Origin of the sequence: Methylobacterium sp. E-025 (genome assembly GCF_022829705.1) — a bacterium.
GTDB lineage: Bacteria > Pseudomonadota > Alphaproteobacteria > Rhizobiales > Beijerinckiaceae > Methylobacterium.
The window spans coordinates 25,509-44,877 of record NZ_JAKSYR010000109.1; the positions used below are offsets into that span (position 1 = coordinate 25,509).

Genomic DNA, 19,369 nt, shown 5'->3' on the forward strand with positions numbered 1-19,369 from the left:
CGCGTCGCGCGCTCAGTACTCCCATTCCGCGCCGACGCCGACGCTGGTGCGGCCGTCGCTGCCGGCCTCGCCCTGGATCTTCACCCGGCGCGTCACGTCGTAGTCGATGGTCGCGCCCGTGTCGGCCGGCTTGGCGCCGGCCTTGATGCCGACGCTGAGGCGATCGCTGAGGTAGCGCGAGGCGCCGAGCGCCGGGCTGCCGCTGGTCCCGGTCGAGACGTCGAGGCTGTCGAGCCCGAGGCCCTTGCGCGCCGCCTCGAACACGTCGACGCCCCCTGCCCCGCCCGAGAGCTGCGACACGGCCTGCGCCAGCTGCAGCGCCTGGAACGGCGACAGGCTGCCCGACGCCTTCTTGAACAGCAGCCGCGACAGCACCTCGTCCTGCGGCAGGCTCGGGTCCGAGGAGATCGCGAAGGCCGGGCTGTCGGCCGGCCCCGAGACCGCGATGCGGGCGGTGATGTCGGTGGCCTTGGTCTCGGCGACGAAGTCGAGGTCGGGGGCCGCGATGGCGCCGCCGAAGGTCACGCGGCCGCGGGTGAAGTCGAGGCGCTGCCCGATCACCGCGAGACGCCCGCGCCGAAGCTCGAACGCGCCGTTCGCGTTCGGGTCGCGCGAGGTGCCGGTGACGCGCAAGCTCCCGCCGAGCTCGGCGTCGATGCCGCGCCCGCGCACGAAGATGCGGTTCGGAGCGCTCACCGCGACGTCGAGGGTGGCGTCGAACGGCACTGCGGGCTTGCCGCGCGCGCCGCGTCTTCCCACGGCCGCCACCTGCGCCCCGCGCAGGGCCTTGGCGTCGAGCCGGGCGCGGATGTCGGGCGGGGTGTTGACCCGGCGGATGCCCGGCAGCGGCTGCACCGTCGCCGGCAGCCGGTCGGGCACCGACACGTCGATCGAGACCACGTCGACGCGGCCGGCGATCCGCGGCGTGCGCGACAGCGGGCCGGAGAGCGCGAGGTTCAGGCTCGCCACCGCCGTCATCAGCGGGCTCGAGATCAGCTCGGCGCGCTCGCCCGCGATGCGGATCGTGCCCGGGAACCCGGCCTGGGGCTCGAGCGCCACGCGGCCGTCGGCGCGCAGCGTCCCGCCGTTGCGGGTCGCCAGGGTGAGGCGTTCCAGCACGACCGCGTCGCCGCGCCCCGTGGCGCGGCCCTCGATGTTGGTCAGCCGGATGCCGTTGAGCGGGTCGGTGAAGCTGCCGCCCGAGAGCGTCGCGCTGCCCTCCGCCCGCGGTGCGGCGAGCGTGCCCGTCACCCCCGCATCGATCGCCACCCGCCCGGCGACCCGCTGGCCGCCGACGCTGAGCAGGCTGTTGGCCAGCGCCGCGTCGAGCGTTCCCCGCGCCTTCACCGCGAGGCTGCCGCCGGCCGCCGCCGGCAGAGAGCCGGACAGGGTCATCGCGACGCCGGGCCCCGCGGTGATGCGGCCGTCGAGCCCGATCCGGCCGTCGCCGAGGTCGCCCGACGCCCGGGCCTCGATCGGCGGCAGGCCGGCCTTGCGCGTCTCCGGCGTGACGAGGCGGGCGACGGTGAGGGCGTAGTGCCCCTGCGGCCGATCCGTCGGCCCCCGGATCGCGGCCTCGCCGTCCAGGGTGCCGCTCAGCGCCAGGCCGGGCGCGGCGATGCGCGCGAGCGCCAGCGGCAGGGCGCGGATGCCGATCGTCAGGTCGTTGTCGCGCCCGGCCTTGCCCGCGACGGTGACGCGGCCGCCGCCCGCGGCGATCGTCAGGTCATCGATCCGCGCGCCGCCGCCTTCGAGGGTCACCGTCGCAGGGCCCGCGAGCGCCAGCCGGTCGGCGCCCCGCGCGGCGGAGACGCGCAGCAGGTCGATCCGGGTGGCCGCGTCCGAACCGCGGCCCGGCACGAGGCGGGCGGCGCCGTCGAGGTCGAAGCCGCGGGCGCGCGCCTTGAGCACGAGATCGGTCGCCACCGGGGAGCCCGCCGCCGTCAGGCGCACCGTGTCGAGGATCTGGTCGGCGGCGACGATGCGGTCGGCCTCGGCCCGCCCGTCGATCCGCGGCGCCCCGAGAAGGTCCTGTCCCGTCAGGTCCGCGTCGAGCCGGGCGAGGCCGATCGCGCCGGCCTGCAGGCGCGCGCCGGTCGCGCGGATCGTCGCGTCCTGCCGGCCGCTCGCGCGGGACAGCGCGATGTCGGCGTCGAGGTGGCCGGCGAGCCGCGTCAGCGCCAGCGGCGTGAGGTCGTCGAGGTCGGCCGCCTTGAGCCGGACCGCGCCCTCCGTCAGCCGGGTCGCGGCGTCGAGCGCGGCGCTGCCGTCGAGGGTCACCGAGCCGAGTCCGAGACCGAGCCGGTCGAGGCGCCAGTCGGCCCCCGAGCGCGCGAGGTGGGCCCCTCCCTGCAGCGGCTTGCCGCCGACGGTGCCGCCGAGGGCGACCGTGCCGTCGAGCGCGCCGGTCAGGTCCTTGAGGGTCGCCTCGACCTTCAGGCCCCGCACGGGGCGGCCCATGGCGCTGGCCTCGGACGCGCTGACGAGGGCGAACAGGTCGGGATGCTCGAGGGTCCCCGAGAGCCGCCCGGACAGCCCGGCCCGCCCGGCGAGCGCGTCGTCGAGGGCGGACAGGTCCTTCAGGTCGACGTCGAGCTTGGCGTCGGCGACCCGGGCGGTGGCGCGGCCGTCGAGGCGCGCGACGACGGCCGCGCCCTCGAGCTTCGCGCCGTCGAAGGCGTAGCCGTCGTAGACCTGGGACAGGCGCCCGGTGACGCGCGGGGCCGCCCCGAGCAGCCCGTCGAGCGCCGGTCGCCCGAGGGACAGCGCCTCGGTGCGGACATCCACCTCCGCGGTCACGGCCTTCCGCGCCGGATCGCCGCCGAGCTTGGCCGTGCCCGACAGCTTTCCGGCGAGCGGCCGGCCCGCGAGGTCGGAGAAGGCCGAAAGGTCTGACAGCGCGGCCTCGACCGTGCCGGTGAGCGTGTTGCGCCCGACGCGGCCGGCATAGTCCGCCCGCATCGTCGGCGCCTCGACGTGCAGGCGCGAGACCGCGACCGCGTTGTCGGGCTCCAGGGTCCCGCGGAAGTCGAAGGCGGCGCGTGCGCCGAGCGCCCGCCGCAGGGCGGGGTCGGGCAGCGTCAGCCCCTCGACCCGGGCGTCGGCGCTGAGGTCGAAGCGGTCGGCCGCGGCGGGCTCGGCCGCGAGCCGGGCTTCGACGAGGTCCAGGGCGCTGTCCCGGGTGCGCAGGCCGGCGGCCTTCAGGCTGCCCGCCACGTGCGGCCGGGCGAGCGGGCCTTTCAGGCTGCCGTCGAACACCAGGGTCTTGAGCTCGCTGTCGGCGGCCCGGGTCACCCCGCCCTCGGTCGGCACGGCGCGGGCCTGGAGGGTGAAGTCGGCGTTCCGTGCCGCGTCCAGGGTGCCGCGCGCGTCGAGGCGGGCGGTCCGCGAGGTCAGCTCGAGCCGGTCGATCCTGAGCGCGCCGCCATCGGAAAACCCGAGGGCGCCGTCGAGCTTGGTCGTGCCGGAGAACACCGCCGCGGCCGGGCCTGGAAGCAGGCCCTCGATGCGCGCGGCGAGGTCGAGGGCGAGGCGCCGCTCGGCCCCGACCCGCGAGATCCGGGCGCCGCCCTGGGCGCCGATGGTCTCGCCGGCGGAGAAGTCGAGGCGGGCGTTCCAGGCGTCCAGCGTCCCGCGGCCGTCGAGGTCGAGGTCGACAGGCGGGGCGCCGGGCATGTTCAGGCCCCTGGAGAGCAGGCCGCCGGCCGGCTCGTTCAGGGTCGCCTTCAGCTCCAGGCGCTCGCCCTGCGGCACGAACAGCAGCTTGAGGCCGAACCGGCCGCCGGCATCCTGGCGCTGCACCGCCGCGTCGAGGTCGAGCCCTTCGGACGGCGCGCCGAGCTTCGCCCGGCCCTTGGCCGAGAGCCGCGCCGGCTGCCCGGCGAGCCCTTCGCCGAGGACGAGCTCGGCGAGCGAGAAGTCCTTGATCTCGACCTTGACCGGCAGGTCCGGCAGCAGGGTGCCGTCGGGCTCCGGCGTCGCGGCGACGGCGGAGGGCACCGGGCGCCGCAGCACGTCGAGCCGGCCGACCTCGAGGGTGTCGACCTCGAGCCGGCCGGAGAGCAGCGCGAGGCGGCGCCAGACGATGCGCGCCCGGTCGAGCTTCAGCCAGACCCCGTCGCGGTCGCTGATCGCCACGTCGCGGATCGTGGCGTCCGACGAGAGGGCGCCGTCGACCGCGCCGATGGCGACGCGCGACGACGGGGTGGAGAGCGCGCGCGACAGCAGCCCGCCGAGCACGGTCTTCTCGGCCTCGTCGGCGGCCTGGGTGACGGCCGCGGGCGCGGCGAGGCCGAGGACGAGCAGGATCGCGACGGCGACGCGGATCCCTCCCCCCCCTGCGGGGGGAGGGAGAACGCGCGCGAACCGATCCCGAATCCCCATCAGAACGACTGCCCGAGGCTGATGTAGAGGGCGACCGGGCGCTCGTGGTTGCCCTTGATCCGGTCGAGGGGGAATGCGACGTCGACGCGGATCGGGCCGATGCCGGTGTAGTAGCGAAGCCCGAGGCCCACCGCGGTGCGGATGCGCTCGTCGAAGTCGGGGAGCGAGCCGGCGAACGCCGTGCCGGCATCGAAGAACGGCACCACGCCGATCGTGTCGGTGACCTTGATCCGGGCCTCGAACGAGGCTTCCAGCAGGCTTCGGCCGCCGACCGGCAGGTTGAACGGCCCGCGCGGGCCGAGCGTGCGATAGGGGAAGCCGCGCACCGAGCCGCCGCCGCCGGCGAAGAAGCGGATGTTGGCCGGGATGTCCTCCAGGCTCGCGCCGGAGATCGAGCCGAAGCCGAGGCGGCCGGCGAGGATGTACCGCGCGTCCTCGTCCAGGGCGTAGTAGGTCGAGCCCTGCGCTTTGGCGACGAAGATCGACGGATCGGAGCCGAGGAAGCCGGCATAGGGCGTCGCCGAGGCCGTCAGCCGGACGCCCCTGGTCGGGTCCAGCAGGTTGTCGGTCGAATCGTAGGACACCGAGACCGGGATGCCGACCAGGCGGTAATCGACCTTGCCGAGCGCGTCCTGGGCGCGGCCCGCCTGCCCCTCGACGCCGACCTGCGCGTAGAACGTGTCCGAGAAGCGGTGGCGGACGCCGAGCGTCCCGCCGGCGGCGTCCGCGACGTAGCTCTGCTGCGCCTCGCGACCCGCGAACAGGTTGGCGATCAGGTCGTTGCGGGTGCCCCAGAGCGCCGGCTTCACGAAGGTGGCGGACAGGCGCCCGCCGAGCCCGTTCGACTCGATGCCGGCGAGCTTGCGCTGCGTGGCGTAGAGATCGTTGCCGAGGTAGAACAGGTCGGCGTCGAGCCGGATCGTCTCGCCGCCGCCGAACAGGTTGCGGTTGGCGTAGGTCGCGCGGATGCCGGGGCCGTCGACGGTGGAGTAGCGGGCCGAGACGCCGATCAGGTTGCGGTCGCGCTCGGTCACGTCGACGAAGATCGGCAGGTTGCCCTGCGCATCCAGCGCCTCGCCCTCGCGCACCCGCACCGAGCCGAGGCCCTCGACCTTCACCAGCGCCCGGCGCATGTCGGTGAGCGCCTTCGGCGAGTACGGGTCGCCCGGCTCCGCGTCGATGAAGGAGCGCACCACCGCCGGGTCGATGTCCTTCGTGCCGCGGACCGTGACCGCGCCGAGGCCGGCCTGCGGGCCGGGATCGACGGTGAAGGTCACGTCCATGACGTGGGCGGCGTCGTCCACGACGGGATCGCGCGACACCACCTTGGCGAAGGGGTGGCCGCGCTCGCGGAAGCGGTCGACGATCTTCGCCTCGCGGGCGAGCACGAGGCTGGAGCGCGCCGGCGTCTCGTCGTCGACGCGGGTGAAGCGCTTCGGCAGCACCTCCTCGGGGAAGGCGGCGCCTTGCGGGTCGCGCACGGTGACGGTGCGCAGGGTGTAGAGCGGCCCGGCATCGACCGCGATGCGGACCGGGACCAGGGCGCGGGCGCGCTCGGCATCCGCCGCCCGCGCGGCGGCGATCAGCGAGGCCTCGCCGCCGAGCACCACCTCCTCGATCCGGACGGTGACACGGCCGGCGTAGTAGCCGTAGCCGGAGAGCGCATCGGGCAGGCGCCGCAGGTCGGCCTCGGCGCGGCGCACCAGCCCTTCCCCGTCCGGCGGCGGCTCGCGGCGCAGGCGGTGGAGGGTCGAGGTGTCCTCCAGCGTCTTCTCCAGGTCGGAATCGTCGGTGCCCTGGATCTTCAGCGCGTAGGGCAGTGCGGTGGCGCTCGGCGCCAGGGGCTCCTCCTCGGAGCCGAACAACCCGAACAGGTCGAAGGCCGCGGCCGGCGAGGCGGCCAGGGACAGGCCGGCGGCCATGACGGCGCCGGCGAAGGCGCCGTTGCAGCCGCGCGGGACGGTGGTGGCGCGATCCGGGTTCCGTCGCGTCACGCGCAGGGGCCGGCCGTCCGCTGCACGTCCGCGGCGTGCGGAAATTCCGTCGCGCTCATCTCGAAGTCCCCCCTCGTCGCGATGCCGATCATGCCGGAGCAGGCCTTAAGGAAGGTCGCTGCCGGTGGTCCCCCGCCCGAGCCGGATCCGGGGTGATCGGGCGCCGGACCCTCCGTCCGGACCCCATCGCGCACCGGGCCGAACCTAGACGGCCGGGCCGGCTGCGGCAACCTTCGGCGGCCTTCGCAGGGGGCGGCGCCGGGACTGTCGGCCGGACTCTTGTCAGACGGCAGGCCGCGACCTAACTCCAGCGTGCGTCGATGCTTGCCGGCCGCCGCCGGGTTGCTCCGCCCGCTGTCCCTTTAGCCACTTGCAAGGGCGTCGCTTCGACTGACATTCCATCTCGACATCCAACCTGCTTCGCCCACCCCCGCGCGTGGACAGCCGCTCGGGCCGGCAGGCTCAACACATCGATACGACGGAGGTAGGCGCCATGAGCACGGGCACCGTGAAATGGTTCAACGAGACCAAGGGTTACGGCTTCATCCAGCCGGATGACGGCGGCAAGGACGTGTTCGTCCACATCTCCGCCGTCGAGCGCGCCGGCATGCGCAACCTGATCGAGGGCCAGAAGCTCTCCTACGAGATCGAGAACGACCGGCGCACCGGCAAGCAGTCGGCCGGAAACCTCCAGGCGGCCTGATCCGCGACAGCGACGCCTCCGGACGGAGCGGTCCGGGGGCGTCGATCGTCCCGCTGCGGCATATCCGCATCTGTCCCTGGATTTGCGACGGCGCGACGACGATTGTCACCCATCGCGGCGATTTCCGAATGCAGCTCAGGTTGCACGCCGCCCATCCGTCGGTCATTGGCTTTTTCGATTCGCCGCGAGGCGGAATCAGGCTTGCCGAATCCGATTTGCTGAAGGGCCCGTTCCCCCGGCCCCGTCCCGCGGATTGATCCGTCGCGGACGCTCCCGAAACCCGAAGTGAGACACCGTACGAGAAAGGTCAGATGAGCGCATTCGACTATCGTAATTTCGACGACCGCCGCCAGAATTCCGCAGCCGCCAAGGCTGCCCTGCTCGCCAAGTTCAAGGCGCGCCCCCCGGCCGACGACCCCGAGATGATCGCCAAGGCCAAGGCCCGGGCCGAGCTCGTCCAGGCCCGCGAGACCCGTCTCCGCGAGCGCGAAGCCGCCCGCATCGCCGCCGAGAAGCAGGCCGCGGAAGAGAAGCGCGCCCGCGAGGAGGCCGAGCTCGCCGCCCAGATCGCCCGCGAGGCCGCCGAGGCCGCGGCGTTGCAGGAGCGCAAGGCCGCCGAGCTCGCCGCGAAGAAGGAACTCCGCGACGCCCGCTATGCCGCCCGCAAGGCCAAGGTGAAGACCAAGCGCTGACGCGGACGCCGCGTCGCATCGGCCGCCAGACAGCGCCGTCCGCCCGCCGCGGACGGCGTTGCCGTTTCTTCCGGACCTTCGCGCCTCGCGCGGCCGTCCCGCCTGTCCGCAGACCGCCGAGGGAAATATGAACGAGCGGCATTTCCGACGGCGTGCGTGCCGGGCCGGCATCGGGCTGGCCGCGATGCTCGTCACCCCCGCGCTCGCGCAGCCGGACGATCGGGTCGCGGCCTGCGATACCCTCGTGTCGCTCCGCCTCCTTACGACCGCCGCCCCCGACCGCGCCGCCGCCCTCGCCCAGGCCGGCACCCGGCCCGGCTGCAAGGCGATCCGGCGCGCCGACGTCGGCGCGGTCGAGCACCGCGCGATGATCGGCGGCGCGCCGTTCGAATGCCTTGCGGTGAAGGGCGAGCCGGCCTGCCTCTGGGTTCAGCCTTGAGGAGCTGAAGTCAGGACGACGGCCTGCGGGTCGGTCGATGCGTCGCGCCGAGCTGCGGGGAGGCGCCGGCAGCCGTCCTGCTCCGGCTCACCCCGGCGGCGGGCGCATCGCCGGGACCGTCGTCGACGCCGGGCCCCCATCGGGGCGGGTCGGCCTCAGGCGCTGAGCGGCGCGCCGATGCGGGCACGCAGCTGAAGCCGCAGGTTCTCGTTGGCGTTGCCCTCGGCGTCGAGGGCCGACATCAGGCGCAGGAGCTGGCTGATCGGCGTGGCGCGGCTCTGGACCGCCTCCGCGATCCGCTCGTGGAGAGGCCTGTCGCTGCAGGGATTCCAGGTCTGTACGCTGGTCTCGGCCGTCTGACGCATGATCCGCCCCGTCCCTAGAAGGATCCCAGGAAGTTCCGGCGGGGTGGCTACGCCTTTCGCGCCACCCGCGCCAGTCTTATCCTGCGTTGTCCGTAGCCGGCGCGAGACCGCGTCGCATCCGGGCCACACGCATGCCAGGATTGCGGGGACAATCGCGGGCGCGCACCGGATTCGACGTCAGATCGTCTTGCGCTTTGCCAGCGGCGAGGATTCGAAGTCTTCGAGCAGGTGCTGCGGGCTGCGATAGATCGCGATGCAGCCGGCCGCCTTCAGGTCGGTTTCGGGGAACCCGCCGCACAGCAGGCCGACGGTGGCGAGCCCGGCCTTGCCGGCGGCCTGCGCATCGTAGGGCGTGTCGCCCAGGACCACGATCTCGGCGCGGTCGATGCCTTCGAGCCGCTTCAGCGCCGCCTCGAAGATGTCGGGATGGGGCTTCGAGCGCTCGGCGTCGTCCGAGCTCGTCGCCGCGTCGACGAGGTCCGCGATGCCGAGCACGTCCTGGTAGTGCTCGACCTCGCTGCGCTTGCCCGAGGAGGCCAGCGCGATCGTCGTGCCGTCGGCGCGGATCCGCTCGAACAGGGCGCGCACGCCCGGGAACGGCTTCACCCGGTCGCGGTAGGCGCGCTTGAACAGGTCGGAGCGGTAGGCCTCGATCGCCTCGCCCTGGTCGCGCAGCTGCGCCTCCGACAGGAAGACCGGCATCAGCTCGTCGCCGCCCTTGCCGATCTGGCTGCGGACCTTGGCGACGTCGGTCTCGATGCCGAAGTGGCGGAAGGCCTCGACCCAGGCCTCCGCGTGAAGGTCGACGCTGTCGAGCAGCGTCCCGTCGATGTCGAAGATCGCGGCTTTCATCGGCTCAGCGCGGGATCGGGACGAGGCGCAGGCCGTCGTCGGGCAGCAGGTTGCGCGTGGGGCCGCCGGTCTGCTGGCCGCGGCCCTGCTGGTAATAGGGCAGTTCCGGCCGCCGGTCGTTGTCGCCGCCGGAATCGTAGGCCCAGGCCGGCTGCCAGGGCGCGCGGCCGCCGACGGTGATCGGCACGGTCTCGCCGAGCGGGCCAGCCGGCGCGCGGTCGCGATAGACCTGCGCCTGCGCGGCGGCCGGGACGGCGAGCAGGGCGAGCAGAAGGCCGGCTGTGCGGAGCGTCATCGGGTCCTCGTGTCGGAAAGGGCGGCGCGCGGGGCGCGCGCGTATCCCGGCCGGTGCAGGGTTCTCGTCGGACAACGGCACAGCTTCGCCGCCGTTCCACGGCCCTCGTCGCGGACTCACGCCGCCGGCGCCTCCGTCCGCGGATGGACGTGCCAGACATAGGCGCACAGGAGCGCCACCGGCACGCCGATCAGCGCCGTGCCGACGAAGAACCAGGCGAAGCCGACATCGGCGATGATGAAGCCGGAGGCGCTGGCCAGCAGGCTGCCGGGGAGCGCGCACAGCGAGGTCAGCAGCGCGTACTGGCTGGCGGCGTGCTCGCTCGCGGCCAGCGACGACATGTAGGTGATCAGCACGATCGAGGCGAAGGCGTAGGCGAAGCTGTCGACGCTGACCGCGATCGCGAAGGTCCAGAACGCCGCTCCCCCGTCACCGCCGTGGATCGCGAGGTAGGCGAGCGCGAGGTGGGAGGCCGAGCCGAACACGGTGCCCGCGACGAGGCTCGCGAGGATCCCGATCCGCGGCACGACGAAGCTCGCCAGGAACGTGCCGGCCAGCGCGACGCCGAAGCCGAACAGCTTGGTCACCGTGGCGATGTCGGTGTTGGAGTAGTGCAGGCTCTTGAACAGCGGCATCGCCATCGCGCTCGACACGTAGCCGGGCATGCGGAAGCCCGCGACCATCACGAGGATCGGCACCGCCATCGGCCCGAGCCGCGTCACCAGCTCGCGGATCGGCGCGACCACGGTCTCGACGAAGCCGGCGCGCTCGTGCGCCGCGGGTCGGGCGGGTTCCGGCTCGGGGGCGATCAGGGCCGCGATCATCCCGGGCGCCATCAGCACGGCCATGCACAGGTAGGCGGCGCGCCAGCCGTAGGCGTCGGCGAGGTAGAGCGCCCCGGCGCCCGCCGCGAGGTTGCCGACCCGCCAGCCGACCTCGGCGAAGGACGACATCAGCGCCTGCCGCTCGGGCGCCGCCGCGGTGATGCGCCAGCCGTCGATCACCACGTCCTGGGTCGCGCCGGCGAATCCCAGCGCCAGCGAGAACACCACCGTCCAGGCGAGGAAGTCGGCCGGGTCGCCGAAGGCGATGCCGGCGAGCGTCAGCGCCACGCCGAGCTGCGTCGCCACGATCCAGCCGCGCCGCCGCCCGAGCCAGCGCCCGAGGATCGGGGCGTCGTAGCGGTCGAGGAACGGCGCCCAGAGGAACTTGAACTTGTAGGCCAGCGTCAGCTCGCTCAGCAGCCCGAGGATGCCGATCGGCACCTTCGCCTCCGACAGCCACGCCGACTGCGTGACGTAGACCAGCAGGAACGGAAGCCCGGAGCTGAAGCCGAGCCCGAGCATCGCCACGATGCGGCGATCCGCGAGGTGGGTCAGGACCGACGGCTTGGCGGATGCGGGCGCGTCGGCCCCGCTCACGGCGTCTGGCATGCGAACCACAACCCCTGGCTTACGGAGATTCGGGGATCCGTCCCTCGCGCCTGCAGGATCGGCGTATCCCGCATCCGGGGCCATCCGGGAAGGGGCCGAGCGGGTCCTCGAAACGGCAAGAGCCCGCCCCTCGGTCGAGGGGCGGGCTCTTGCGGTCGAGTTTCGAGGCCTCGGCGGCGGCTCAGTGCAGGCTGGCGCCGGTCGAGGCGCGGGCGGCTTTCGGCTTGGCGGCGAGGCTGGCGGCCGCGAGCGCCTTCGGAGCCTTGGGGGCCGCGATCTTGGACGCGGCGGCCTTCGGGGCCGGCTTGGCGGCAGCGGTCTTGCTGGCAGCGGTCTTGGCGGCAGGCTTCGCGGCGGCCTCGGCGGGCTTCGCAATGGCCTTGGCGCGGCTGGCGCGGGGCTTCAGGGTCTTGGCCGGGCTCGGGGCGAGGCTGGTCTCGGCGACGGCCTCGATCGTCAGGATCGGCGCGGGCGCGGCGATCTCGGCTTCGGCGCGCAGCCAGTGGGCGTCCGCCCGGCCGTGGATGCGGCCTTCGTCCTCCCAGATGTAGTAGGCGCGCTCGCGCACCCGGTGCTCGATCAGGTCCATGTCTCGTCTCCCGTTGCTGTCCCGGGGAAACGATGAAAGCCGGTGGTTAAGGCAGGGTTAACGGGTGTTGCGGTGCGAAGCCGGCGCGAATCCGTGCGCCGGCGCGGGGTCGTCAGCGCTTCGACAGGCGGAGCGCGTTCGCCCGGACCTTGCGCCGGTAGCCGGCGATGACCTTGGCGGTCGAGGCGCCGGACGCCATCATCAGCGCGGCTTCGCCCGCCGCCACGACCTTCTCGGTGACCATGCGCTGCGCCTCGGCCTGGCCGACGGCCCCGCCCGCCGAGAGCATCATCAGCCGCATGCCGATCACCTGCTGCGATTCGAACGCCAGCATCGTGGCGTCCATCCCGAGCTTGAACCAAGAACCGTACATGCGTTGACACTCCAGGCGAGGCGCGCGCGACGAGCGGCACCGGCGCGCCGCGGGCTCCCTCCGCGCGGCACCGGTGCCGTATCCGGGCCGACGAGAAAGAGGGGCTTCAGTCGAAGCTGCGGCCCTTGGCGGCCGAGCCGCCGAGGCTGATCTTCTTGGCAGGCCCGCCGAGGCTGACCTTCTTCGGCTTCGGCGCGCCGGCCTCGACCACCGGGACGGGGGCGGGCGCGGGCTTGAGGTGCGCCTGCCCGTGGATCACCGATCCGACCTCGCCGGCGACCCGGATCAGGTCCTCGCGCTCGCAGGCGCGGGCCACCTTCAGGCCGAGCTGGTGCATGTGGCTCTTGCCGTAGAGGTAGGCGGCGAGCTGCGCCCGCTTCAGCGGCGCGATGCCGGCGACGATCTCGGGGAAGTCGTACTCGTCGGCCCGGTAGACCTCGCCGAGCAGTTCCAGGGAGACCGGGCAGGCGGCATCGGGCTCGGCGCCGCTGGTCGGATGGGCTTGGGTCATGGATCACCTCGGGTCGATGTCGGGTCCGCGGCAGGGCCGGCGGCCGCGTCGGGGGAAGGTTCGGCCGGAGCGAGCGCGGCGCGCGCGCTCTCCGGCGGGGTGGCGGGCCGCGGCCGGTCCGGCCGCAGGGGCGTCGGCGCCGGCGGCCGTCCGAGGCAGCCGGTGCAGACCGAGGCGATCGCGATGTTCGCGCGGACGGTGCTGCGCTCCCACACCGCCTCGCGCGCCGCCCGCGCCGCCGCGATCTCCGGATCGACCCCGCCGGAGCCGATCGCGGGCGGAGGCGCATCCGAGGGGCGGATGCGCAGGAAGAGCGGTTCCTGCGCCGAGGCGGGCCCGATCGCAAGGGGACCGATCATAAGGGGCAGGCTCACGAGGGCGAGCGCCGGGGCGAGCCACAGGACGGGCCGCGAATCGGACCAGCAGGTCATGCCTTCGAGACCTCCCCTAGGCCGGTCGCGTCCGACGCTCCATCGAAGCGCCAGGGTTAACGTCGGCTTAACGGTTGCGGTGCCGGACAGATCCCGTCCCGGGGCGGCGGCTGTGCGGCGGGGATGCGGCGTCGGCGCATTAACATTTCGTTAACCGTCGGGCGCTCAGCTTGGAGCAGGATTCGGAGGGCTGTTGCATGGCGATCCTCGGGTTTGTCGAATGGCTCGGCCAGGGCGTCGCCGCGGCGCTCGCCGGATGCGCGGCGATCGGCGTCGCGGGCCTCGTCGGCCGGGCGCTCGGCGACCGCCACGCGGGCGCGCCCGTCCTGCGGCCGGTCCGGGTGCGCGCCCGCCGCCGCTGAGCCGCCGGCCGGTCCTCAGATCCCGTCGGCGTAGCCGGGGGCTTCGGCCGCCCGCGCGGCACGGTGGCGCCGCTCCTGCGCCCGCCCGAGCCACAGGCTGTTGACGAGCCAGGCCGCCGAGAGCGGCACCGCCACCACCGAGGCCGCCGCCGCGCCGAACCCGAGCGCCCCGAGGCCGGCATAGGACCACGCGCCGGCCTGGTCGCCCAGGCGGTAGACCACCGTGTCGATGAAGCTCTTGGCCTTGTAGCGGTCCTCCCGCGGCACCACCGTGAACAGCACCTCGCGGATCGGCCGGCTGATCGCGAAGTTGCCCGCCCGCCGCAGCACCTGGAACCCGACGATGGCGGCGATGGACGGCGCCAGCGCCAGCAGCCCGAAGCCGAGGATGCTCAGCGCGGGCAGGATCGCCAGGGTGAGCCCGACGCCGATCCGGCGCACGATCCGCCCGGTGAGGAAGAACTGCACCCCCAGCGTCAGCACGTTCACCGCCAGGTCGACGCCGGCGAAGAACGCCGTCTGCGCCGCCCGGTCGGGGAAGCTCGCCTTGGCGATCGCCGCCTGCTGGAAATACAGGTAGGTCGAGGTCACCGAGAACAGCAGCAGGAACAGCGAGATGTTCAGGAGGTAGGGCGAGGCGAACGTCCGGGTGACGCCGGCGAGCACGCTGCCGCCGATCACCTGTCCCGTCCCCTGCTCCGGCCCGCCGGACGGCGCCTGCCGCAGCCGCTCCGACAGGCGGGCGAGCCCGCGCATGCTGAACACGGCGCATTCGAGCAGCGCGACCGCGCCGAGCATCAGGCCCCAGGTCGGCACGGTCTTGGCGAGCAGCGCGGTCGTCGCCGAGCCGGCGATCGCCCCGAGCGTCGCGCCGGCCGCGATGAAGCCGAACAGGCGCTTGCCCTGGCTCGTCGAGAACACGTCGACGATGGTCGCCCAGAAGATCGACACCACGAACAGGTTGAAGATCGAGAGCCAGACGAAGAACACCCGCCCGATCCACACGTCCCAGTCCGGCGGGGCGAGGTAGAGCGCCAGCGCGAACAAAAGGATGTTGGCGCCGAAGAACCGGTAGGTCAGCGGCACGAAGCGCGCGCGCGGCATGCGCTTGACCAGCCAGGCGAAGGGCAGGTTCAGCGCCAGCATCCCGACCAGCGTCGCCGTGAACAGCCAGGGCAGGTTCTCGATGCCGCCGGCCACGCCCATCTGGTCGCGGATCGGCCGCAGGACGTAGTAGGCGGCCAGGATCGAGAAGATGTAGGCCCAGGACCAGGCCAGGGCCGGCCCCTCTCCGGGCCGGACGCCGATCAGGCGCGCGAGGGCGTTCGAAGGCGCGGCCTCGCTCGGCGGCGTTGCGTGATTCATCGGGTCAACTTGTTGCAAGGACCGGCTCCGACGCGCCCTCCCCCGCAGAGGGGAGAGGGAGTTGCCCGGTGGCCATCGTCACGGCGTCAGCCCGAGGGCCTTGCGCAGCTCCGGCGCGGTCTTCTCGTGGCCGAAGCCCGGCGAGCCCATGGCGAACTTGCTCGCGTCCTTGAGGCCGCCGACCACCACCGGGTCGAAGCCGGCATCGTGCACGAGGCCCTCGGCGACCTTGAGGGCGCTGGCGTCGTCGCCGGCGATCGGGATCGCCATGCGGCCGCCGGCCCGGTCGGCCCCGCCGTTGGCGCCCTCCTTGGCGAAGACCTTGTAGTTGGCGGCGTTGAACGCCCGGACGAGCCTGGCGCCGGGGAAGTACTTCTCCGAGGTGGCGCCGATGCCGTTGGCCTGGACCTCGTCGTAGAGCTCGCCGTCGCGCGCCTTGGTGGCGTTGCCGGCATCGAGCACGACCTTGCCCTTGAGCGCGGCGGCGTAGGATGTCGAGAGCTCCGGATAGGCCTTGTACGGCACCGCCACGAGCACCGCGTCGCCGAAGGCGATCGCCTCCTCGGGCGTGCCGGCCTTGGCCTTGCTCCCGAGGGCCTCGATCAGGGCCTTCAGGGTCTCGGGATGGCGGGAGGAGAACATCACCTCGTGCCCGTCCTTGACCCAGAGGCTCCCGATCGTGCCGCCGATGTTGCCCGAGCCGATCACGCCGATCCGGATTTTCTTGGATGCTTCCTGCGCCATCGCCGGAAACGCGAGGCATGCGAGGCCGGCGATGAGCGCGGCACGACGGGAAAGTCCCAAAAGGTCAGAGCGCATCGATGAAGGCCTCCATCCGTTTCCGCTCGGCCGCATCGGGCAGGCGCCCGCGGGCTGCGGCGAGGTTGTCCTCGACGTAGGCGACCTTCGCCATGCCGGGGATCGGGCAGGTCACGGCCGGGTGGCCGAGGACGTATTTCAGGAAGAATTGCGGCCAGGTCTCGCAGCCGAAGCCCTTGGCGAAGTCCGGCACCGCCTTGCCCTGGACCGCCTTGAACAGGCGGTCGCGCCCGAACGGCACGTTGACCATCACCGCCTGCCCCCGGTCGGCGGCGAGCGGCAGGATGCGCTCGGCGGCCTCGCGGTTGTCGATCGCGTAGTTGACCTGGATCGCGTCGAGGGTCTCGCCGCGCATCACCCGCTCCAGCCCGTCGAACTGCCCGTCGCGCCAGACCGTGACGCCGAGGTAGCGGATCCGCTTCTCGGCCTTGAGGTCGCGCAGCACCGCGAGGTTCTCGGTCGCGTCGATCAGGTTGTGCACGGCCAGCAGATCGATCCGCGCGACCTTCATCCGCGCCAGCGAGCGCTCGAACTCGGCGCGCGTCGCCTCGCGGCCGGTGGTGTCCACCTTGCTCGCCAGGAACACCTTCTCGCGCAGGGCCCCGTCCGGGAGGATGAGGCCGAGCACGTCCTCTGCCGTGCCGTAGCTCGGGGCGGTGTCGATCACCGATCCGCCGAGCGCCACGAAGCGCTCCACCGCCGCCCGCAGCGGCGCGACGGCGTCCGGCGTCGGCGCGACCTCGTAGCGGCGCGAGGTGCCGATGCCGACCACCGGCAGCAGCTCGCCCGTCGACGGGATCGGCCGGCGGATCAGCGCCTCCTCCGCCGCGAGGGTTTGGGCCAAGGGCATCAGCCCGGCGGCGGCGATCAGCGCGCGGCGGGACAGGCCGCTGGGGGCGGGAAAGGCTGCGAGAGGCATCGCGGAAGGCTCCGTGGCGCAAAGCGTGCCGGGACTCAACTAGGGCAACCGTGAGTAAGCGCCCGCCTTTTCTCGATTGTGACTCCGCGAGCCGTTCGGGCGGCTCTGCGATCAATCCTCTTCCGGCGGATCCTCGAACTCCGCGCCCTCCGTGTCGGGGGCGATGCGGAACCGGTACTCGTCGATGGCGAGGAACGCCCGGTGCACCGCCTGCGGGTCGAGGCCGTCGCGCACCACCAGGGTCTGGAAGTCGATGAACAGGCGGGCGATGCGCGCCTCCCCCGTCAGGGCTTGGAGGGCCGAGGATCCGGCCCCGCCGCGCATCAGGAAGCGCTTGGCCGCGCCCTCCGTGTCGGGGAGGGGCAGCACCGCGACCTGGCCGGCGGTGTCCGGGCGCAGCTCGGCCCAGCGCGCCGGCGTCCAGGCGATGATGGCGTCCGATTGCTTCACCGACCGAGCCTCCGCATGCCGTCCCCCGGCGAGCGGCCTACAGAAAGCGCGCGGCCCGGAAAAGGCCTACGGCGCGCGCACCACCTGCCCGCGGATCTCGCCCTTCGGGTTCGCGGCGGTGTGGAGGTTGACGTAGATCTTGCCCGCGACGAGGTCGGCCGCCTTGGCGTCGTCGATCGTGGCCGAGCCCTCGAACGGGCTGGCGGCGGCGGTCACCGGGATCAGCACGCCGGCATTGGCGCCGGCCTCGGCCGGACCGTGGAAATGCGCGGCCGTCACGGGCCCGGTCAGCCCATTGTAGCTGCCCTTCCAGGTCAGCGTCTTGCTCGCCGGATCGTAGGTCGCCGAGATCTCGCCGGTGCCCTTGCTGTCGTTGGCGGGCACTTCCGAGCCTGCCTTCAGCGCGGCCCGGTACGCCAAGCCTTCGGCTGCCGACGCCCCGGAGACGGTCGCGGACAGCGCGAAGGCGGACAGTGCCAATGCGGCGAAGCCGCCGCGGACGGTGCGGATCATCGGATCCTCCCTTTCGGCAAGCCGGCGTGGCTCGCATCCGGGAAGATAGGCGCATCGGAGCGCCCGGCGATCACGTTGTCGCGTGCGGCCGGCGCCGTGGCGTCGGCCCGCGTGTCAGGCGATGTCGGAAGCGGACGCGTCGGGCGTGCTGGCGCGGGCGATCCGGGCGGCGGACTTCACCATCGCCAGGACGTCGCGGCGCATCTGCAGGTCGGCGATCGCGGCGTAGGCCTTCAGCAGCTCCGCGGCGCCGGCGATGCCGAGGAAGGGCAGGCTCGTGCCGTCCTCGAAGCTGCGGGCCTCGCCGGGCTCGCTCTCGAAGAAGGTCGAGACCGGGACGCCGAGATGGTCGGCGATCGTCTGCAGGCGGCCGGCGCCGACGCGGTTGCGGCCCTTCTCGTACTTCTGGACCTGCTGGAAGCTCACCCCCAGCGCCTGGCCCAGGGCGGTCTGGCTGATCCCGCGGGCGGCCCGAAGCACCGCGATGCGGTTGCCGACGGTGTGGTCGGCATCGGTCGGCTTCTTCTGTTCCGCGGTCGTCATGGGGCTGGCCTCACAGGGTTCGTGCTGTCGGGCGGGATGCCCGGATGTGCGGTGTAACCGGCGCTCTCGGAATACAATCAAGAGGAGCGCTGTATTCGTGGTATCAATCTATACCTTTCCAACGGTGCAGCCACGCTTTTTTCGAATGGCCGGTATCCCGCACGGCAGGGGTCAACGTTTCTTAAGGCAACCGCGCTGTCATGGCGTGACGGGAACGCGTTGCGGAAAACGTACCTAAAGTATGTCGATTGATTCGGGCAACACCCCCGTCCGCCCCATCGGCCGAATCCGATCCATCGACGCCCTGCGTGGTCTCGCCGCAACGGCGGTGATGCTGCACCATTACCTCTTCAGCTACGAAGGCCGCATCGGGCCGCATGTCGACCGCGTTCCGAGCTTCGCCGCCGGGCATTTCGGCGTCGAGCTGTTCTTCATCCTGAGCGGTTTGGTGATTGCCGGTACGCTCGGGCGGACGCCGTCCCTCGGAGACTACGCCGTGCGGCGGGTCGCGCGGCTGTATCCCGCCTTCCTCGTCTGCTCGGGGGTCACGCTGGGGATTCTTCGCCCTCGGCGGCCCGAATCCCGTGGGGATCACGCCGGGCGCGGCCCTCGCGGGTCTGACGATGCTCAGTTCGCTGATCCGGGTGCCGCCGATCGATCCGTCCCACTGGACGCTGACCTACGAGGTCGCCTTCTACGCACTCGCCGCCCTCGCCCTGGTCCACAGGGGCCCGGCGACCGATCCCGGGCTGCGCCTCGAGCGGATCTGCGCCGGATGGCTCGCCGCGGCGTTCGTCGGCACGCTGGTCCTTCCGGTCCGCACGCTGCAGGTGGTCGTGCTCCTCAACCTCCCCTTCGCGCTGCTGTTCGTGATCGGGGCGATGCTCGCGCGCCTCGCGGCGGGCGCGCTGACCCCCCTCGGCCTCGGGGCGCTCGCCGCCGCGTTCGGCTTCACCGCCCTCGGGCCCGCCGTCGACTACGGCGGCGTCGGGACGGGCTTCTATGTCCTGCTCGTGCTCGGCTTTGCCGGCACGGTCCTCGCCGCCGCGACCGGGCGGCTGCCCTGGCTCGGCTGCGCGCCCCTGGTTTTCCTCGGGGCGATCTCCTACCCGCTCTACCTCGTCCACCAGATCCTCGGCTACGCGATCATCCGGGCGCTGGAGGCCGGCGGATGGTCGTCCGGATCGGCGATCCTCGCGGCCGTCCTCGCCTCGGTCGGGCTCGCGACCGTGATCCGCTACGCCGTCGAGACGCCGGGACAGCGCGCGATCCGCCGCGCCTTCGACCGGACGCGGTCGTCCGTGCCCGACACCGCCGAGCCGGCCCGATCCTGATGGG

At 72.9% G+C, this 19,369-nt stretch carries 21 protein-coding genes and 1 pseudogene; 6 read left to right on the top strand and 16 right to left on the bottom strand.

From position 1 onward, the window contains the following. Nucleotides 1–12 precede the first annotated feature (12 nt). Both MKK64_RS14840 and MKK64_RS14845 read right to left on the bottom strand, forming a co-directional pair. The gene (locus MKK64_RS14840) at nucleotides 13–4,383 is read right to left on the bottom strand and encodes a translocation/assembly module TamB domain-containing protein (RefSeq protein WP_243935685.1); all 4,371 of its coding nucleotides are present in this window, start codon (nucleotides 4,381–4,383) and stop codon (nucleotides 13–15) included. Beyond that, the gene (locus MKK64_RS14845) at nucleotides 4,383–6,305 is read right to left on the bottom strand and encodes an autotransporter assembly complex protein TamA (protein WP_147843414.1); all 1,923 of its coding nucleotides are present in this window, start codon (nucleotides 6,303–6,305) and stop codon (nucleotides 4,383–4,385) included. The genes MKK64_RS14840 and MKK64_RS14845 overlap by 1 nt, the downstream gene beginning before the upstream one ends. A 565-nt stretch (nucleotides 6,306–6,870) precedes the next feature. Here MKK64_RS14845 and MKK64_RS14850 point away from each other — a divergent pair. From MKK64_RS14850 to MKK64_RS14860, 3 genes are all read left to right on the top strand, one after another. Further along, nucleotides 6,871–7,080 (top strand): cold-shock protein, encoded by a 210-nt coding sequence (locus MKK64_RS14850; RefSeq protein ID WP_018043862.1) that lies wholly within the window; start codon nucleotides 6,871–6,873, stop codon nucleotides 7,078–7,080. A gap of 311 nt (nucleotides 7,081–7,391) precedes the next feature. Beyond that, complete coding sequence (locus tag MKK64_RS14855; RefSeq protein WP_147727286.1) at nucleotides 7,392–7,772, top strand: DUF6481 family protein; 381 nt, start codon at nucleotides 7,392–7,394, stop codon at nucleotides 7,770–7,772. Between the two features lie 127 nt (nucleotides 7,773–7,899). Continuing rightward, complete coding sequence (locus MKK64_RS14860; RefSeq protein ID WP_243933454.1) at nucleotides 7,900–8,211, top strand: hypothetical protein; 312 nt, start codon at nucleotides 7,900–7,902, stop codon at nucleotides 8,209–8,211. A gap of 155 nt (nucleotides 8,212–8,366) precedes the next feature. On the opposite strand, the gene MKK64_RS14865 is transcribed toward MKK64_RS14860, so the two are convergent. From MKK64_RS14865 to MKK64_RS14900, 8 genes are all read right to left on the bottom strand, one after another. Continuing rightward, on the bottom strand, nucleotides 8,367–8,576 hold the full coding sequence (locus tag MKK64_RS14865; RefSeq protein ID WP_147843412.1) for a hypothetical protein: 210 nt from the start codon (nucleotides 8,574–8,576) through the stop codon (nucleotides 8,367–8,369). Nucleotides 8,577–8,753: 177 nt separating this feature from the next. After that, nucleotides 8,754–9,428, bottom strand: coding sequence for an HAD family hydrolase (locus MKK64_RS14870; RefSeq protein WP_243935686.1), 675 nt, complete (start codon nucleotides 9,426–9,428; stop codon nucleotides 8,754–8,756). Nucleotides 9,429–9,432: 4 nt separating this feature from the next. Continuing rightward, complete coding sequence (locus tag MKK64_RS14875) at nucleotides 9,433–9,723, bottom strand: hypothetical protein (RefSeq protein WP_147727282.1); 291 nt, start codon at nucleotides 9,721–9,723, stop codon at nucleotides 9,433–9,435. 116 nt (nucleotides 9,724–9,839) lie between these two features. Then, the gene (locus tag MKK64_RS14880) at nucleotides 9,840–11,156 is read right to left on the bottom strand and encodes an AmpG family muropeptide MFS transporter (RefSeq protein ID WP_243935688.1); all 1,317 of its coding nucleotides are present in this window, start codon (nucleotides 11,154–11,156) and stop codon (nucleotides 9,840–9,842) included. A 181-nt stretch (nucleotides 11,157–11,337) separates the two neighbouring features. After that, nucleotides 11,338–11,745, bottom strand: a complete 408-nt coding sequence (locus tag MKK64_RS14885) for a DUF2934 domain-containing protein (protein WP_243935690.1) — start codon at nucleotides 11,743–11,745, stop codon at nucleotides 11,338–11,340. Nucleotides 11,746–11,857: 112 nt separating this feature from the next. Next, nucleotides 11,858–12,118, bottom strand: coding sequence for a hypothetical protein (locus tag MKK64_RS14890; RefSeq protein WP_147859544.1), 261 nt, complete (start codon nucleotides 12,116–12,118; stop codon nucleotides 11,858–11,860). Between the two features lie 106 nt (nucleotides 12,119–12,224). Further along, nucleotides 12,225–12,629, bottom strand: a complete 405-nt coding sequence (locus MKK64_RS14895; protein ID WP_147727278.1) for a hypothetical protein — start codon at nucleotides 12,627–12,629, stop codon at nucleotides 12,225–12,227. Further along, the gene (locus MKK64_RS14900; RefSeq protein WP_243935692.1) at nucleotides 12,626–13,060 is read right to left on the bottom strand and encodes a hypothetical protein; all 435 of its coding nucleotides are present in this window, start codon (nucleotides 13,058–13,060) and stop codon (nucleotides 12,626–12,628) included. The genes MKK64_RS14895 and MKK64_RS14900 overlap by 4 nt, the downstream gene beginning before the upstream one ends. Nucleotides 13,061–13,257: 197 nt before the next feature. Between MKK64_RS14900 and MKK64_RS14905 the strand changes: the two genes are divergently transcribed. Further along, nucleotides 13,258–13,422, top strand: coding sequence for a hypothetical protein (locus MKK64_RS14905; protein ID WP_187276682.1), 165 nt, complete (start codon nucleotides 13,258–13,260; stop codon nucleotides 13,420–13,422). A 15-nt stretch (nucleotides 13,423–13,437) separates the two neighbouring features. Here the strand turns inward: MKK64_RS14905 and MKK64_RS14910 are convergent, their stop codons facing one another. From MKK64_RS14910 to MKK64_RS14935, 6 genes are all read right to left on the bottom strand, one after another. After that, complete coding sequence (locus MKK64_RS14910) at nucleotides 13,438–14,787, bottom strand: NTP/NDP exchange transporter (RefSeq protein ID WP_243935693.1); 1,350 nt, start codon at nucleotides 14,785–14,787, stop codon at nucleotides 13,438–13,440. Between the two features lie 78 nt (nucleotides 14,788–14,865). Continuing rightward, the gene (locus MKK64_RS14915) at nucleotides 14,866–15,606 is read right to left on the bottom strand and encodes an NADPH-dependent F420 reductase (protein ID WP_243935694.1); all 741 of its coding nucleotides are present in this window, start codon (nucleotides 15,604–15,606) and stop codon (nucleotides 14,866–14,868) included. Continuing rightward, entirely contained in the window at nucleotides 15,596–16,525 is a 930-nt protein-coding gene (locus MKK64_RS14920; RefSeq protein WP_243935695.1) for an aldo/keto reductase, read from the bottom strand. Before MKK64_RS14920 ends, MKK64_RS14915 begins: the two co-directional genes overlap by 11 nt. Nucleotides 16,526–16,636: 111 nt before the next feature. Continuing rightward, nucleotides 16,637–16,975, bottom strand: coding sequence for a hypothetical protein (locus MKK64_RS14925; protein ID WP_147843737.1), 339 nt, complete (start codon nucleotides 16,973–16,975; stop codon nucleotides 16,637–16,639). A gap of 66 nt (nucleotides 16,976–17,041) precedes the next feature. Beyond that, on the bottom strand, nucleotides 17,042–17,488 hold the full coding sequence (locus tag MKK64_RS14930; protein ID WP_243935696.1) for a CHRD domain-containing protein: 447 nt from the start codon (nucleotides 17,486–17,488) through the stop codon (nucleotides 17,042–17,044). Nucleotides 17,489–17,602: 114 nt separating this feature from the next. After that, nucleotides 17,603–18,031, bottom strand: coding sequence for a helix-turn-helix domain-containing protein (locus MKK64_RS14935; protein WP_147727688.1), 429 nt, complete (start codon nucleotides 18,029–18,031; stop codon nucleotides 17,603–17,605). A gap of 241 nt (nucleotides 18,032–18,272) precedes the next feature. Here MKK64_RS14935 and MKK64_RS28445 point away from each other — a divergent pair. Together MKK64_RS28445 and MKK64_RS14940 are read left to right on the top strand one after the other, a co-directional pair. Further along, nucleotides 18,273–18,578: pseudogene (locus MKK64_RS28445) on the top strand (acyltransferase family protein); the annotation flags it as partial. A 76-nt stretch (nucleotides 18,579–18,654) separates the two neighbouring features. After that, complete coding sequence (locus MKK64_RS14940) at nucleotides 18,655–19,365, top strand: acyltransferase family protein (RefSeq protein ID WP_243935697.1); 711 nt, start codon at nucleotides 18,655–18,657, stop codon at nucleotides 19,363–19,365. Nucleotides 19,366–19,369 lie beyond the last annotated feature (4 nt).

What these genes read in the sequence shown, in the direction of transcription:
- MKK64_RS14850 (WP_018043862.1), top strand. Translation starts at nt 6,871, where the DNA reads ATGAGCACGGGCACCGTGAAATGGTTCAACGAGACCAAGGGTTACGGC.
- MKK64_RS14900 (WP_243935692.1), bottom strand. Translation starts at nt 13,060, where the DNA reads ATGACCTGCTGGTCCGATTCGCGGCCCGTCCTGTGGCTCGCCCCGGCG.
- MKK64_RS14940 (WP_243935697.1), top strand. Translation starts at nt 18,655, where the DNA reads ATGCTCAGTTCGCTGATCCGGGTGCCGCCGATCGATCCGTCCCACTGG.
- MKK64_RS14870 (WP_243935686.1), bottom strand. Translation starts at nt 9,428, where the DNA reads ATGAAAGCCGCGATCTTCGACATCGACGGGACGCTGCTCGACAGCGTC.
- MKK64_RS14915 (WP_243935694.1), bottom strand. Translation starts at nt 15,606, where the DNA reads ATGCGCTCTGACCTTTTGGGACTTTCCCGTCGTGCCGCGCTCATCGCC.
- MKK64_RS14930 (WP_243935696.1), bottom strand. Translation starts at nt 17,488, where the DNA reads ATGATCCGCACCGTCCGCGGCGGCTTCGCCGCATTGGCACTGTCCGCC.
- MKK64_RS14905 (WP_187276682.1), top strand. Translation starts at nt 13,258, where the DNA reads ATGGCGATCCTCGGGTTTGTCGAATGGCTCGGCCAGGGCGTCGCCGCG.
- MKK64_RS14840 (WP_243935685.1), bottom strand. Translation starts at nt 4,383, where the DNA reads ATGGGGATTCGGGATCGGTTCGCGCGCGTTCTCCCTCCCCCCGCAGGG.
- MKK64_RS14935 (WP_147727688.1), bottom strand. Translation starts at nt 18,031, where the DNA reads ATGACGACCGCGGAACAGAAGAAGCCGACCGATGCCGACCACACCGTC.
- MKK64_RS14860 (WP_243933454.1), top strand. Translation starts at nt 7,900, where the DNA reads ATGAACGAGCGGCATTTCCGACGGCGTGCGTGCCGGGCCGGCATCGGG.
- MKK64_RS14880 (WP_243935688.1), bottom strand. Translation starts at nt 11,156, where the DNA reads ATGCCAGACGCCGTGAGCGGGGCCGACGCGCCCGCATCCGCCAAGCCG.
- MKK64_RS14865 (WP_147843412.1), bottom strand. Translation starts at nt 8,576, where the DNA reads ATGCGTCAGACGGCCGAGACCAGCGTACAGACCTGGAATCCCTGCAGC.
- MKK64_RS14920 (WP_243935695.1), bottom strand. Translation starts at nt 16,525, where the DNA reads ATGCCTCTCGCAGCCTTTCCCGCCCCCAGCGGCCTGTCCCGCCGCGCG.
- MKK64_RS14855 (WP_147727286.1), top strand. Translation starts at nt 7,392, where the DNA reads ATGAGCGCATTCGACTATCGTAATTTCGACGACCGCCGCCAGAATTCC.
- MKK64_RS14890 (WP_147859544.1), bottom strand. Translation starts at nt 12,118, where the DNA reads ATGTACGGTTCTTGGTTCAAGCTCGGGATGGACGCCACGATGCTGGCG.
- MKK64_RS14895 (WP_147727278.1), bottom strand. Translation starts at nt 12,629, where the DNA reads ATGACCCAAGCCCATCCGACCAGCGGCGCCGAGCCCGATGCCGCCTGC.
- MKK64_RS14875 (WP_147727282.1), bottom strand. Translation starts at nt 9,723, where the DNA reads ATGACGCTCCGCACAGCCGGCCTTCTGCTCGCCCTGCTCGCCGTCCCG.
- MKK64_RS14885 (WP_243935690.1), bottom strand. Translation starts at nt 11,745, where the DNA reads ATGGACCTGATCGAGCACCGGGTGCGCGAGCGCGCCTACTACATCTGG.
- MKK64_RS14845 (WP_147843414.1), bottom strand. Translation starts at nt 6,305, where the DNA reads ATGGCCGCCGGCCTGTCCCTGGCCGCCTCGCCGGCCGCGGCCTTCGAC.
- MKK64_RS14910 (WP_243935693.1), bottom strand. Translation starts at nt 14,787, where the DNA reads ATGAATCACGCAACGCCGCCGAGCGAGGCCGCGCCTTCGAACGCCCTC.